The following is a 14,568-nucleotide window of genomic DNA, read 5'->3' as shown; positions in this document are numbered from 1 at the left end:
CGTTCTATATGTCACTTAATTACCCTATACAGGGACCAAACTACACATCTGAAATTTATATTTTTCAGCTTATTCCCCCGCTGAAGCCTGTCCTGAAATTCTATTACATTATAGTGTTAAGCTGCGGTCTCCAGGACATACTAAAAGATATATCGGCAAATATTAACACATGGTTTAAACACCCTCCATGGGGTTAATAGTAACCATCGAAAGTTAACAACACTAAAGGAGCTGAAACAATATGAGTTTATTATGGATGTTGATTGTTGGAGGAGTTATTGGTTGGTTGGCTGGTCTGATTATGGGAAGAGACATTCCCGGAGGCGTAATCGGCAACATTATAGCCGGTATTCTGGGCTCTTGGCTCGGCGGCATGCTGCTGGGAAGCTGGGGACCGAAGGTAAGTGACTTCTACGTCTTCCCTTCACTCGTAGGTGCCATCGTGCTGATCTTCATCGTCAGCCTGATCCTTCGTTCGGTTGGCGGACGCAGCCGCTCTTAAGCTGTATTCCCATTCTGTAACGCAGCAAACAAATTTGACTTTTTAACGCACCGGAGCATGAATCGCGTATGCGATTCATGCCACTATTGGAATATAAGTCAAAGGATGGGAAATTAAAACCCGCAAAAAGCCTTGTGAATCAAGGGTTTTTGCGGGTTTTCTGATTCCCTCAAGTACCGAAAGGGGCTGCAATGAAAACGCGAATTGAAGACGTTTTTGGACGCTCGGAAGAACTCGGGGAGCATCTCATTCCCTCTGCATCTGTCTGAACAGAAGTTATCAGGAACCTTACTATCGGACCAGCGGACAATTGTGGGCTGTTTGACGCTTACCCCTATTTCAATGTCTCCACTAAAAACTCAAAAATTCCATATACATTTTCAGCAGTTATTGAATCTATTAAAAATATACGATCTTTAGTTTTGTTTTTATTCACAGAAATTTTCACCCTGCTATCATAATACTTCTCAACCTTTATAAAAACATCAGTATTTAATTGTGTTCTAAGTTTATTCAATATAAATTCCTTTTCTGCTATAAGACCAAATATAAAAATATCAGAGTTCTTTTCTACGATCATTTTACCTAAATATGAGACGGTTTCTTTAATTTTTTTCATATTAACTGGAACGTATTCAAGATCATATAGAAATGCAACGGCCTGGTCACATGCTACAAATGCATTATACATACTCTGGGAAAAAAAATTTTTCATTAAGCATAAAATTTCATACATTTCATAATTATTTGAAAAAGATATTAGAACTTGAGGAACAGAGATATTCTCTTTGTTTATTACTTCCATATCTATAATTCGATAAATCACGCTTTTATCCCATACCTTAATATTTTTTTCAACTATACTCTTTGATTCCTTGTTCCCTAAGATATCAATATAAACAACATTAGTGTTGTGCTTCCCACAAAGTTGATTTATAGAATTAAACAGGTTTATTTCAATCTGGAGTTTACTAAAAATAATAAGGGTATCTATTTCTTGGCTAATATCTGAAATCAACACATTTTCGACATAGGAGACTAGCGCCTCATGGTTTATATATAATTCACCAATAACATCAAAATAAAAAAATGTGGAATAAACAGATAAACTATCAACAACAAAAATAAATGCTTTATTTATCCAATCAGGTATTCTGTAACTATTTAAATGAGGATGTTTTAATTGATGGCTTTGGTAGCGTAATTTATTCTTTATCTCTTCGACGGAAAGATTTCGCCTTTGATATAGGATATCACTTGCCCGGGCTGTAACTAATGGCGTCGCAAAACTATTGAAGTTCTTTTGAATCTTAAATCCTTTTATTTCATGTTTTGCAAATGCAATTAAATCTACACCTGCACATAAATCGTGATTTTCTATACATTCTCCTTCTTTTAATAATCCATTAGAGTCACATTTCACTCCAATAACATTAGAAAATGAAGCCGGATAGGTCAGGAGATTATTATTATGCGCTGAACAAACTATTAATATATTTTTCCTGGCTAAACGGTTAATAATATTTCTTAATTTGTAATAATCCAAGAAATTGCAGCTACCTAAACTGATATTGATTACGTCAATATCGTTATCTTCACACCATTCTAGAGATGTACATAATTGTTCTACATCCCCTCTTCCATTCTCTAGTATTTTCACACTGCTTATACAAACGGAATTTGTATACTTACATAGAATTGCAGCGCAGATTGTACCGTGAGTATTCACTACTTGGTTCTCTTTCTTACATAATATAATCTCGCAGAACTTATTTATTTCAATGTTATGTGCCAACTTATTATCAAATATGTCTCCTGATATTCCATCATCAATAATTGCCACAGAAAGTATTTTCATAATATTATCTGTTCCAATCAGAATAAATTTAGTTATAGTTGGTTGGTTCTGAAAGTCTTTGTGTAATTAGCTTTGAAATATTACCAACTGAATCAAAATTCCCATTAGTTATATCTTCATTACTGATTTTAACCAAAAAGAACTCCTCTATTTGAACTAGGAGAGATGCCAACTCCACCGGTTTTAAATTAATATTTCTATTAAGTAATTTTTCATTAACATCAACTATTTTTTTACCGTAATTTTCTTCAATAATATTGAGAAGTTTTCTTTCAATCTCCAAATACAATGTATCGTCCCCCCCTTATCTTAAAGATAATTCACTGCGCTTATACCGTGGTGCAGATGCTCAGTTAGTTATATTCCAATTACATAATTCTAGTAGTTCCATAAGAAAGCAATTTATCTTCAATCATTTTACACATAGTAAATTTATGAGTATCATTTAGAGAGTTGAATATATTAATATTATTCACACTCTTAAGTGTACTTTCAATTTTCCCATCCAATAGTTCACTTCCAACTTTAGAAAACTGCAATTCCCCATCCGGCAGAGTAGATGTTAAATCAACATAAAAATTGGACATACTGAAACAGTCGACGTTCCATCCATACTTATACTTCATAATATTTCTTTTTAAATCAAATATTTTCTGGTTATAATCGCCATACAATATGTTTGCAATGATTGCGTCAGCTTCAATAGAATGCGATATAATGTTAGCAAAACTCCCGAAATGATAGTTATATCTATTGTTGAATGGTATTACAGATCCTGGAATGCCAATAATAATAAGATCTGGTCTTTCTTCTATTTCTATTTGTTTAACATAATTATTAAATAAAATAATTTTTTCACTATCTGAAATGCTTTCAAACATGAAAGCTGGAAACGATTTAAAACCAAACAATTCCGAGTATTTTTTAGTTCCAATTTGACTAATATTATATCCTTCTTTTGTAAAATATTCCCTTAAAGTAAGTTGCGTAAAAAATTTATTTGCCATTTCAGTGAATCCACATACGAACACAATTGGAACTGTAATATCCATCAATTTATTATGGTTCACAAACAAGTTCCTATCATAAGACATAACAGAACAAGGAACAGACAATCTCTCACACAACTCTTTTATGAAACTTTCGTTTTCATACCAGTTCAAAATTATTTCCTTTTTTTCTTGTATTTTAGAGATGATTAACGGAAGTACATTTTTATTAAAGTCTAGTGTTCGACAAGGCTGATTAATAATAAGCGTATCATAGTTGATAACACTATTTATTAGATCTGTTTCTATTGTCAACCCTTTTTCCCCACCGTCCACCATACTTATATCCTTGTTGATTCCCCAGCCTCTTGGTGAAAAGACTCCCATAAGGTCATAACTTCTAAGATATTCTTTATATCTAACAAGAGGAGCGCTTTCTATATCAAAAGGGTATATTGCAACCTTCTTATTATTCATCTCGCTACCTCCTCGTACTTATCAGAATTCATTTTTTTCAAAAAACAGTACTCCTTCATTTTTTCCTCAGCACTGTTTCTAACATTATCACAATACGAAAGTTTCTTTTTTGAAGAGAGTTTATCCATTCCATCCGAATGGACTAGACACAACATGCAGTATCTATAGGCCCAGCAATTTTTGCATTCATCTTCTGTTAATTTTCCTATATTTAAAATACTTTTCACTTTTTCTATATCGAATCCATTCTCAATATTTCCAATTCCGCAAACTTCAGAACATTCACTAACTTTTTCACAAGGGAAGAAATCGCCATTAACATTGACAAACAGTCTGTGTGCTCCTGGGATACAAGGACCTGAATGATGCCCATTCTCGGGAACTGTATCAGATGGTTTAGCCATTTCTGCACAGAATTTCTCAAGCTGCGAATCATACTGCCAAATTAACTTTGAATATGATCCGATCTTTAATCTGTTCATTTTCACTAATAAGTATTTGAATAACTCATATCTCTCCAATTCGAGACGATTACTTGTATTTTCCTTTTCTTCTTTTATATAATTGTTACTAACACTAGCAACTGATAATATTGAGTCTTTAACAAATTCGTTATTTATAAAAAATTCATTGCATTTTGAAAAATCAGAATCAGCATCTAAAACAACACTAAAAGTTAGGTTTTTATATAATTTGCTGTATTTATCTTTTATGATCTTTAAATTTTTGATTATAGTATCGAAACTCCCCACACCATTACTATTAAACTTCCTATTTTTATCATGGTTTTCCTTATAACCATCTAAACTTATCATTACTCCAAAATTATGATTGTCTAAAAAGGCAATAGCTTCAGGAGGCATGACTGTACCATTAGTCGTTATAGTGAAAACATATTCTCTTTCAGGATAGTTCTCAAGAATATAAGAAACGGTTTTTTTTATTAGGCTAAATTGAAGTAACGGTTCTCCTCCATAAAAACCTATTCCTAACTGATTTGTTTCACCGCTTCTATCAATGAAAAAATCCACTGCTTTTTTTGCTGAATCAAATGACATATTAATGTTTTGATGAGATCTATTGGTATAATTTCCAGAGTAAGCACAATAATCACATCTCAAATTACAATTTTGCGTAACCTGAAGAGATAACATTTGAAGCTTACTTTGAAGGTAGTATTCTACTTTTTCAGTAAAGGGATGCTCAATCCTTTTCATTCTATTCGTTAATAAGAAACCTTGCTTTTTTAGAGAAGATATAATGTCGTATACTTCGTTTGTTAGACAATCAGCTTCTTCATTCAAATAATCATATACCTCTTTAGAAATGCAAACTATCTTATTAGTGTTTACATCATACATATAAAATTCATCACTTAGCGAAAATAGATGTATAAATGGTTTTTCTAAATTATCAAGCATATTATTTATTCATCTCCCTAATAAAATGCTATGACATAAGTTGAAATTTACACTTATGCCATAGCATCTTAAAAATAGAATGATTTAGCTAAGACTCTCTGCAAATTGTTGGTAGTAAGAAATTTGATAATTACCAGGAGACGGGCACAAACCGTAACAATTACATGCAGCTGCACAAGCCTCAAGTGTCATCTTGTTCGATACCAATTTTTTACCAAGTTTTTTCATGATTTTGTTCTCCTTTTCAATTTTTTTATTTAATCTTCAATAGTGAAGGTTAAACCAACTTTTAACTTACCGAGAAAACATTCATTTGAAGTTTATTGTTGTTCATTAAATCTTTATAAGTTCCTACCTGAAGAATCTCTCCATTCTCAATCACGATTATTTTATCCATATATTTAAGAATTTCAGGTTTATGCGTCACTATTATTATTGTTTTTTCTCCAAGTCTCTCATTAATTAGATTCGCAAAATTAATTTCTGATATAACATCTAAATTAGATGTAGTTTCATCAAATATATATATATGTTTATCGTGGGATATAGCTCTCGCTAAGGCTAGTTTTTGTCGCTGACCTCCTGATAATTCAGCTCCATTAGTTCCTATTTTCATATTAAAATAATCAATAAATTCAGGTAATTGAACATCCTCAAGTAATTTGTTTATACTTTCTTCTGAAAAGTCAGAATGTAAACAAATATTTTCTTTAATACTCTTATTGAATAAAGAAAACCGTTGACTTACCAAAGCAAAAAAACTACGGTAAGTATCAATATCATAATCTCCTATATCCACTCCCCCCAATGTAATGGTGCCTTTATCGGGTTTGTGAAATCTAAGAATTAAATCCAGAAGTGTTGTTTTTCCAGATCCGTTTGTACCCATAACCGCAACTTTTTCTCCTTCTAATATACTAAATGTTATATTTTCCAAAGTAGGTTGCCGTCCATCATGAGAATAATAGACATTATGGAACAATATAGACTTATTTTTTATATTTTCGATTTTTGGGTTCAGTGTACATTCTTCTATTGGCAATTGAAAAAAATTAAATAAACGCTTCGCAGAAGGAATTATACCAGAGAACAAATAGCCTATATTAATTATTGCAGATATAGGAATGGTCACATAAGAAATATAAGTTACAAAAGCCACAATGCTTCCTACTGTTAATTCTGAATTGAATGTCATTCGTGCGCCAATAATATATATAAGCACAGTTATCAGTTGCATCATAATAAGCTCTGATGCATTGTTCCAAGAACTTAATACGGATGTTTTCTTTTCAGTATTAGTTAATTTACTTAGCTCACTTTCAAATTCATTTTTTTTCATTTTAAAAATACCAAATATTTTAATTTCTCTTATTCCATTAATTATTTCATCATACAAACGTGAAAGTTCACTATATTGATCCAAAAATAATTTAGCATAATTTTTACGAATCTTTGCGAAAATTTTCACAATAAAGAATTTAAACGGTATAAACATTAGCACCAGCATAGCTAATTTCCAATTGATTATAAATAAACCTACGATTCCTCCTGCAATACTCAAAACTTGAGAAAAAGCGTAGAATATGCTATTATCTGCTATCTTAGTGATATTTTCTATATCAACTCTTACATTATTAGTGATTTCAGTGCTACTAATCTTATTGAAATAAGCTATCTTCATCTTATGGATATGGTGATATACTTTCATATTAATTGCATTTGTAATCTTTGCTTTTACATTGGACCGTAGATTTTCCTTTACTATATCTATAATTCTATCAATAAGAGTGATTGAAAAAATTATTAACGAACATAAAAAAACCGTTTGAAAATTTTGTTTAATGAGTCCTTCATCGAAGATAGATTTGACGAGTAAAGGTATTAACAAATTCAGAATAGTAGATACAATCAAACAAGAAAATACAATTAGCATTGATTTCTTGTAAGGTTTAAATAACATCAACATTTTCTTTATGATAGCCAGATCACTCATAGCTTCTTTTTCACCTCTCTCTTAAAGAGGAATATTTCATATACCACAATTATTTTATTACAGGAGACATGTTATCATGCCTCCTGTAATAACGTCCGTCAGGAAAAAGATTTAATCTTCTTCCGCTTGATATATTCCCTTCAAAACATTAATTGGTATTCCGGCATTAAGATTTAATAATAACATCGTTTCTTTTGTATTTGCTGATGAAGCAGATTGTGCTTGCTTACCAGGAGATTTGGACGATAATAAGGGATTAGTGGCAGACGACTCTTTATCATTTCGAGTTTGTTTTGTCTCACTTAACATAATTTTGGTTCCGTCTTCTTTTATCAAATAAGATCTAACATAACCACCCTCAGTAGCCGTTACAAATTTGTTTTTACTTTCATCTTCTTTTTTAACCTCTGTTTTCTCCCCACCTAAATCAGCACTCACAAATTGATTTCTTCTTAAAAACAATGAACTGCTTGAATTTAATGTGCTTATCATACTGTCACCTCTTCTATTTTTTGAGTACAAATTTTGTTTCGGCATTTCCATCAAATTACATTAACAAGAAGTAATTTTGAATAATTGTATTTATATATAAATTTTAATATGTGATGAATTTCACTTAAAGTAAATATACATATCCTGTAAAAACACTATATCATAAGTATAAAAATAAGGGACAAATTGGTTGCCAATTAGCAAAAAAAGAGGTTAAACAACATGTATTATTAAATTTTAGATATCGCCGCCAATAATTTTGAAATAGCACAACTATAACTGGATAATAAAAGAATATAATGTATAATATTGGTTGTACAATGTAGAGGAGTGATCTTTTGTTCCAAGTAGCCGTTTGTGACGATAAAAAAGAAGAACATGCGCATTTAGAGCAGTTCTTCATGCAACTCACGAAAAGCACGCCCTTTACCTTTCATACCTATTACTTTTCTTGCGGAGAAGAATTGCTTCTGCATTACAAGAAGCATGACAAATTTCCATTTCATTTTCTCATTCTAGGCATAGAAATGAAAGGAATCAACGGAATAGAAACCGCAAAAAAGATTCGTTCTCTTCCTGATCGGGACGTGCAAATTATTTTTTTGAGCAGTTGCCCTAAATACATGATGGACAGCTTTGACGTTCAAACTTTTCAGTATCTTATTAGGCCCGTTTCCTTTGAATTGTTTAAGACGAAAATAGTGAAACTTTGCAATTATATCATTACATCTGTTAATAAATTTTTAACCATTAAAGTAGAAGGAGAATATATCGTTTTAAGAACTTTTGATATCATTGCTATTGTAAAAATCAAGCATTCTTTGATCAAGAACAAGCTTAAAATCATTACAGCAAAGCATCAATATATTATTACTGGTATACTCCTCGAGTATGCGAACAAGTTGGAGTACCCGTTCTTGCTTATTCACCGTTCAGTCATCGTTAACTTGGAGCATATTCGCAATTTTACCGCTGTCTCTGTATTTATGTCCAATGAAGATCAGTTTCCAATTGGAAGATCCCATTCAAAGAATGTTAAGGATACCTATGCCCGTTATATGCTTACACAATTCAAGGAAAGAGGCTAATTACATCACCCAAAGAACTATTTATGGCTACAACGTTGCTGCATTTTTTTGTTGAATAATTACTTTTTTTGTCTCGGCTCGATTCCACCGTCCGCCCGCCCCCCACCCGCGATGTTTTGCCATTCCTTTTCTGTTATAATGAAGAAAGTAAGTGACTTAAATCACAGAGAGGTCGTGAATTATGGGTAACATCAACCCCTCGTTATTGCATATCGGCTCCACTGTGGGAGCGGTGTTTATGGCACTGATGGTGATTTTTATCCGCCTGAAAGCAAGTGCCCGTCCCGTAACTATCCGCAAAATCTGGATTCCGCCGTTAGGCATGTCCACCGGCTTCGCCATGTTTGTGGTTCCCGAGGTCCGTTTTCCACTTTGGTGGGCCGCCCTGGCTTTCCTTGTAGGCTGGTTTATTTTTGCATATCCGCTGATCCGCAGTACCAAGTTTGAACACAAAGACGGACATGTCTATGCCCAGCGCTCCAAAAGCTTCGCTTTTATCCTGCTTGGACTGCTCCTGGTGCGCACGCTGCTGCATGAGGTCATCAACCGTTATGTGTCGGTGCCGCAATCCGGCGGTCTGTTCTTCATTCTGGCCTTCGGGATGATTGTACACTGGAGATGGTTTATGTATAAAAGATACACCGCTATGGTTCCGCCCCAGGCTCCACTTCCCCAGCCCCGGACTTAAGGTCCGGGCTATGCATTCCTTTTTATCCCTACAAACAAGAAGAAACTACTTCGGCGTCCTCTGTAAGAGGCGGCATCCGTTTCTGCGGGAAATAGAAGGATAATTTATGACATGCAACATATAAATTCTTATATTTAAAAACCCGCTTCTCCTGCGCATACGCAAGAAGAAGCGGGCTATTGGCCTTATATATCGCAATTCTATTCCACTTCCGCTACCTTCACCAGCTGTTTGCCAAGATTATCACCGCTGAACAAACCAAGAAAAGCCTCCGGAATCCGCTCAAATCCTTCAATGATATTCTCGGCATGCTTCAGCTTGCCTTCCTGCAACCAGCCGGCCAGCTCCTTCAGCGCTTGCGGAGAGTCCTTGGCATAATCGCCTACCAGAAATCCCTTCATCAGGGCTGTATTGGTTAACAAAATACTTTGCACCCTTGGACCTTGATCAGACTGCTTCAGGTTGTAGAGCGAAATTTGGCCGCAGATGGGGATACGGGCATTTTTGTTGATCCTCCGCAGGACTGCATCGGAGATCTCGCCGCCGACATTATCGAAATACACATCCACTCCGTCCGGGCAGGCCGCTTCCAACGCCTCCTCCAGCTCATCCGTCTTATAATTGACGACTGCATCCACACCCAACTCCTGCTTCAGATAGCTGTTCTTCAGCTCGGAGCCGGAGATACCCACAACACGCGCGCCCTTGATCTTGGCCAGTTGGGCTACAATCATGCCAACTGCGCCGCCCGCGCCGGATACTACCACGGTTTCTCCCGGCTGCGGGTCCCCGATAGCAAGCAATCCGAAATACGCGGTCAGCCCGGTCATGCCAAGCACGCCCAGAGCCGTTGAAATAGGCGCAAGTTCACGGTCTATGGGGCGCAGTGAAGCGGCCCCAACTACCGCCAGGGTCTGCCAGCCCCAGCCACCGCTGACGATATCTCCCTTGGAGAAAGAATCAGCAGCAGATTCGACCACCTGTCCGACGGCTCCTCCGCCCATAACTCCGCCTACTTCATAAGGCTTGGCATAGGATTTACCGGCGTTCATCCGCCCGCGCATATAGGGATCTACAGAAACATACAATGTCTTCACCAGCACCTCACCTGCCGCCGGAGCAGTCGCCGGTTCTTCTTGAAATGCGAAATTCCGGGGTTCCGGCATTCCCTGCGGTCTGGAGTCCAAAATAATTTTACGGTTCATTGACATGTAACATTCCTCCTGCAAAATTTTGCATACGTTAATGGTATAACCAATCCGCCGCTTTTGAAGCTGACTCTTCATGGAATTTGTGGCGAAATACGAGAGCTCCCGATTGATTTTCTGGAATCCATGTCAGGTAACTTACGGCTGGATACGTTAGAATATAAGCATACCTGACTGCAGGCTGCCGCTGCCTCTGTGCCGCTGAGCGAAGCAGTCCGGGTATAACTCTCAGAGAGCGGGGATAAGGCAATTGAAAAGTAAATCGAGAAAAGTGGCAATCGTAGGCTCCGGTATGGTTGGTTCCAGCTGCGCTTATTCCATGGTTAACCAGGCGATATGCGATGAGATTATGATGATTGACCGCACTTATGACCGGGCGATGGCTCAGGCGCTTGATCTTTCCCACTGTATGGACTTCACTGGATCACGCACCAAAGTATACGCGGGAACATTCAATGACTGCGCCGGAATGGACGTCATTGTTCTGACTGCCGGAGCCAATCCGAAACCGGGGCAGACCCGTCTGGATGTGCTGGATGATGCCGCGGTGATTACTCAAGAGATTGTCACCAATATTATGGCCAGTGGGTTCGACGGAATCTTCGTCATTGCCGCGAATCCGGTGGATATTGTCACTTATATGGTTTGGAAAATATCCGGGCTGCCCCGGCACCGCGTGATCGGTACGGGTACCTCCATTGACTCCTCGCGTCTTAAGACGCTGCTGTCGGATGTGTTCTCCATCGATCCGCGCAGCGTAAACGGCTATGCCCTCGGCGAGCATGGCGAGTCCCAGTTCGTGGCCTGGTCGCATGTAACCATCGGCGGCAAGCCGATCCTGCAGATTATGGAGCAGCACCGTGAGCGCTTCAGCCAGCTGGATCTGGAGGATATTGCCCGCAAGACCAAGGATGCCGGATGGGAGATATTCACACGCAAGGGCTCAACGCATTTCGGCATTGGCAGCGCCCTGGCGTACATTACCCGCGCCATCCTCAATGACGAGCACAAGATTATCGCCGTCTCTGCGATCCTGGAGGGCGAATACGGGCTGGACGGAGTATGCGCAGGCGTGCCCGCCATCATCGGCAGAGATGGAATCAAGGAGCTGCTGGAGCTGAACCTGAGCAGCGAGGAAGCGGAGAAGTTTAATGCGTCCTGCAGCATCATCCGTGCCGGGATCGACAGACTGCAACTGGCGGAACGAATAACGGAATAATCGGTAATAGACCAACCCATATCAAAAACCAGCAAGCCTCCGGTTGACGGAACTTGCTGGTTTTTTGTGTGCTGGACTATAACCACTTGCCTGCTGCCGCGCGGATTCAGAGGCATTTATGCCTGGCCCGGAACCTTTAAGGCGCGGATGCTGTTCAGCACCGCCAGGACGGTTACCCCCACATCAGAGAATACCGCTTCCCACATGGTCGCAATTCCGAACGCGCCCAACAGCAGGAAGATAGCCTTCACACCCAGCGCAAACAGAATATTCTGCCAGACAATCCTGCGTGTGCGCTTGGCAATCCCGATCGCCGTGGCAATCTTCGACGGCTCATCGGTCATAATGACGATATCGGCCGCTTCAATAGCAGCGTCTGATCCCAGTCCGCCCATGGCAATCCCGACGTCGGCTCTCGCCAGCACCGGAGTGTCATTGATGCCGTCGCCGACAAATACAATCTTCTCACGCGGCTGCTTCTCAGCTTCCAGACGTTCAATCGCCTCGACCTTATGCTGCGGCAGCAAGTCGCCAAACACTTCATCGATCCCCAGCTGCTTGCCGACATCCTCGCCTACGGAAGTGGCATCTCCTGTCAGCATAACTGTCTTGCGGATGCCAATCGCCTTCAGGGACTGGATGGTCCGCTGTGAATCCTCCTTCACCTCATCGGCAATTACCAGGTGGCCAAGGTATTGCTTCCCCACGGCCACATGGACTATGGTGCCCAGCTTCCCAGGCGCTGCGTAAGCAATGCCTTCGCGTTCCATCAGCCGCGCGTTCCCGGCATAGACGGTCTGTCCGTCCACGGTCACTTCAATGCCATGGCCGGATATTTCATTGTATCCCGTGGCTGCATCCTGCGGGATGTTCTTGGCATACGCCGTGCGGATCGAATCGGCTATCGGATGGTTGGAGTGGCTCTCAGCATATGCTGCGATCCGCAGCAGCTCATTCTCTGCCGTGCCTTCCGAAGGATAGAGGCCAGCTACTTCAAACTTCCCTTTGGTCAATGTACCGGTCTTATCGAAGACTACAATCTTCACATCATTCAGTGCTTCCAGGTAATTGCTGCCTTTAATCAGGATACCGTTCTTGGACGCCGCTCCGATTCCTCCGAAGAAGCCAAGCGGAATTGAAACCACCAGTGCGCAAGGGCACGAGATTACCAGAAAGACAAGTGCCCGGTAGATCCAGTCGGTGAAGGTGGCTCCGCTAAGCAGCAATGGAGGCAGCACAGCCAGCAATACCGCTGTGATGACTACAACCGGGGTATAGGCACGGGCAAACTTGGTGATGAAATTCTCGGTCTTGGCTTTGTTGGCCGAAGCATTCTGGACCAGCTCGAGGATCTTGGATACTGCCGATTCCCCGAAGGTCTGGGTAACCTCAACTGTAATCACACCGTTGCGGTTAATAAAGCCGCTGAGCACCTTGCTGCCTGGCTCCGCTGCACGCGGCACCGACTCCCCGGTGAGTGCCGATGTATCCATCATGGCCTTGCCCTCCAGGATCACACCGTCCAGCGGCACCTTCTCACCTGGCTTTACTATAATGATATCGCCGATTGCCACCTCTTCAGGCGAGACCTTTCTGAGGTCTTCTCCTTGCTTGAGGTTGGCAAATTCAGGACGGATATCCATCAGCGCCGTAATCGAACGGCGGGAACGGTTGACTGCCATCCCCTGGAACAGCTCCCCAATCTGATAGAAGAGCATAACCGCAACACCTTCCGGGTACTCTCCTATTGCAAAAGCGCCTATTGTAGCCAGTGCCATCAGGAAATTCTCATCAAACACCTGTCCGCGTACAATGTTGCGCAAAGCCCGCCAGACCACTTCGCCGCCCACAATTACGTAGGCGGCCAGGAAGAGCAGCAGCTCCGCCAGGCCGCTGACCGGCAGCAGCATTCCGGCGCCTGCGAGTATCCCGCCGCCAGCCAGACGCAGCAGAATGTTACGCGCACTGCCTTCCCCATGCTCATGAGAATGGCCATCCCCGTGATCATGCATATGCGCGTGTTCATGACCGTGATCGTGGGCATCAGGCTGCCCTTCACATCCCTCAGTATCCTGATGCATGTGAGGGTGCACATCTTCATGCACTGCAGGATTGGAAGCAGCTCGCAGCGGCTGCGGACGGCTTGCCGACGGTTTCTTTCTCAGCTTCACCCCCGGCTCCAGGGCAGTTACGGCGCGCTGTGCCTGGGCTGCCGCAGATTCGGCATAATCCTCCGAGGTTTCCATGGTAAGCGTCTTGGTTACGAAATTGACCGAACATGCCGATACGCCTTCAATCTTGGTTACTTTGTCTTCAATCTTTCTCGCACAATTTGCACAATCCAAACCATCGAGTATCCATTGACTTTTCACTTGTCCTTCTAAGCTACTCAAACTACTCAGCTCCCTTGATGAAACTATATATGAGCACTTGTTCATGTGTTGACTTTATCATATTATATTCCTCTTTTTCTTTAAGTGTCAATCCATTTATGGATAACCGCAGCTTTAATTTCAGAAACTATATTGTTGAAGTTCACTTGATATAAGCTGCCACATTGGTACTTGTAATTGCCTGTTCAGGAAGTTAATATAAACATATGAGCAATCATTCATATGTTATGAAGGGAGCAA

Annotated in this window: 13 protein-coding genes; 4 read left to right on the top strand and 9 right to left on the bottom strand. The window is 40.1% G+C overall.

Annotation, left to right across the window (positions count from 1 at the left end; all coding sequences use genetic code 11):
• The first annotated feature begins 241 nt into the window (after positions 1 to 241).
• On the top strand, positions 242 to 502 hold the full coding sequence (locus B9T62_RS34105; protein ID WP_087919313.1) for a GlsB/YeaQ/YmgE family stress response membrane protein: 261 nt from the start codon (positions 242 to 244) through the stop codon (positions 500 to 502).
• A 334-nt stretch (positions 503 to 836) separates the two neighbouring features.
• On the opposite strand, the gene B9T62_RS34100 is transcribed toward B9T62_RS34105, so the two are convergent.
• The 7 genes from B9T62_RS34100 to B9T62_RS34070 form a co-directional block, all read right to left on the bottom strand.
• Complete coding sequence (locus B9T62_RS34100; protein WP_087919312.1) at positions 837 to 2,360, bottom strand: S8 family serine peptidase; 1,524 nt, start codon at positions 2,358 to 2,360, stop codon at positions 837 to 839.
• Positions 2,361 to 2,388: 28 nt separating this feature from the next.
• Positions 2,389 to 2,649, bottom strand: a complete 261-nt coding sequence (locus B9T62_RS34095; RefSeq protein WP_087919311.1) for a calponin homology domain-containing protein — start codon at positions 2,647 to 2,649, stop codon at positions 2,389 to 2,391.
• 79 nt (positions 2,650 to 2,728) lie between these two features.
• Positions 2,729 to 3,826, bottom strand: a complete 1,098-nt coding sequence (locus tag B9T62_RS34090) for a TIGR04066 family peptide maturation system protein (protein ID WP_087919310.1) — start codon at positions 3,824 to 3,826, stop codon at positions 2,729 to 2,731.
• Entirely contained in the window at positions 3,823 to 5,247 is a 1,425-nt protein-coding gene (gene ccpM / locus B9T62_RS34085; protein ID WP_087919309.1) for a Cys-rich peptide radical SAM maturase CcpM, read from the bottom strand. The genes B9T62_RS34090 and ccpM overlap by 4 nt, the downstream gene beginning before the upstream one ends.
• A gap of 84 nt (positions 5,248 to 5,331) precedes the next feature.
• Positions 5,332 to 5,475 carry a CLI_3235 family bacteriocin precursor gene (locus tag B9T62_RS34080; protein ID WP_087919308.1) on the bottom strand — a complete coding sequence of 48 codons (144 nt, stop codon included), beginning with the start codon at positions 5,473 to 5,475 and terminating at the stop codon, positions 5,332 to 5,334.
• 61 nt (positions 5,476 to 5,536) lie between these two features.
• Complete coding sequence (locus B9T62_RS34075; protein ID WP_087919307.1) at positions 5,537 to 7,240, bottom strand: ABC transporter ATP-binding protein; 1,704 nt, start codon at positions 7,238 to 7,240, stop codon at positions 5,537 to 5,539.
• 111 nt (positions 7,241 to 7,351) lie between these two features.
• Positions 7,352 to 7,732 (bottom strand): hypothetical protein, encoded by a 381-nt coding sequence (locus B9T62_RS34070; RefSeq protein ID WP_087919306.1) that lies wholly within the window; start codon positions 7,730 to 7,732, stop codon positions 7,352 to 7,354.
• Between the two features lie 338 nt (positions 7,733 to 8,070).
• Here B9T62_RS34070 and B9T62_RS34065 point away from each other — a divergent pair, with 338 nt between their 5' ends.
• Positions 8,071 to 8,820: a LytR/AlgR family response regulator transcription factor gene (locus tag B9T62_RS34065; RefSeq protein WP_087919305.1), complete on the top strand. Its 750-nt coding sequence runs from the start codon at positions 8,071 to 8,073 to the stop codon at positions 8,818 to 8,820.
• Positions 8,821 to 9,001: 181 nt separating this feature from the next.
• Positions 9,002 to 9,508 (top strand): CcdC family protein, encoded by a 507-nt coding sequence (locus B9T62_RS34060; RefSeq protein WP_087919304.1) that lies wholly within the window; start codon positions 9,002 to 9,004, stop codon positions 9,506 to 9,508.
• A 200-nt stretch (positions 9,509 to 9,708) separates the two neighbouring features.
• Here the strand turns inward: B9T62_RS34060 and B9T62_RS34055 are convergent, their stop codons facing one another.
• Positions 9,709 to 10,719: an NADP-dependent oxidoreductase gene (locus B9T62_RS34055; protein ID WP_087919303.1), complete on the bottom strand. Its 1,011-nt coding sequence runs from the start codon at positions 10,717 to 10,719 to the stop codon at positions 9,709 to 9,711.
• 247 nt (positions 10,720 to 10,966) lie between these two features.
• Between B9T62_RS34055 and B9T62_RS34050 the strand changes: the two genes are divergently transcribed.
• Positions 10,967 to 11,935 carry an L-lactate dehydrogenase gene (locus B9T62_RS34050; RefSeq protein ID WP_087919302.1) on the top strand — a complete coding sequence of 323 codons (969 nt, stop codon included), beginning with the start codon at positions 10,967 to 10,969 and terminating at the stop codon, positions 11,933 to 11,935.
• Between the two features lie 116 nt (positions 11,936 to 12,051).
• On the opposite strand, the gene B9T62_RS34045 is transcribed toward B9T62_RS34050, so the two are convergent.
• Positions 12,052 to 14,328, bottom strand: coding sequence for a heavy metal translocating P-type ATPase (locus B9T62_RS34045; RefSeq protein WP_087919301.1), 2,277 nt, complete (start codon positions 14,326 to 14,328; stop codon positions 12,052 to 12,054).
• Between the last annotated feature and the right edge of the window lie 240 nt (positions 14,329 to 14,568).

The organism is Paenibacillus donghaensis (assembly GCF_002192415.1).
In the GTDB taxonomy this organism is placed as follows: domain Bacteria; phylum Bacillota; class Bacilli; order Paenibacillales; family Paenibacillaceae; genus Paenibacillus_AQ; species Paenibacillus_AQ donghaensis.
This window is presented reverse-complemented; position numbering and strand designations above follow the sequence as displayed.

What these genes read in the sequence shown, in the direction of transcription:
- B9T62_RS34105 (WP_087919313.1), top strand. Translation starts at nt 242, where the DNA reads ATGAGTTTATTATGGATGTTGATTGTTGGAGGAGTTATTGGTTGGTTG.
- B9T62_RS34100 (WP_087919312.1), bottom strand. Translation starts at nt 2,360, where the DNA reads ATGAAAATACTTTCTGTGGCAATTATTGATGATGGAATATCAGGAGAC.
- B9T62_RS34090 (WP_087919310.1), bottom strand. Translation starts at nt 3,826, where the DNA reads ATGAATAATAAGAAGGTTGCAATATACCCTTTTGATATAGAAAGCGCT.
- ccpM (WP_087919309.1), bottom strand. Translation starts at nt 5,247, where the DNA reads ATGCTTGATAATTTAGAAAAACCATTTATACATCTATTTTCGCTAAGT.
- B9T62_RS34080 (WP_087919308.1), bottom strand. Translation starts at nt 5,475, where the DNA reads ATGAAAAAACTTGGTAAAAAATTGGTATCGAACAAGATGACACTTGAG.
- B9T62_RS34075 (WP_087919307.1), bottom strand. Translation starts at nt 7,240, where the DNA reads ATGAGTGATCTGGCTATCATAAAGAAAATGTTGATGTTATTTAAACCT.
- B9T62_RS34070 (WP_087919306.1), bottom strand. Translation starts at nt 7,732, where the DNA reads ATGATAAGCACATTAAATTCAAGCAGTTCATTGTTTTTAAGAAGAAAT.
- B9T62_RS34060 (WP_087919304.1), top strand. Translation starts at nt 9,002, where the DNA reads ATGGGTAACATCAACCCCTCGTTATTGCATATCGGCTCCACTGTGGGA.
- B9T62_RS34055 (WP_087919303.1), bottom strand. Translation starts at nt 10,719, where the DNA reads ATGTCAATGAACCGTAAAATTATTTTGGACTCCAGACCGCAGGGAATG.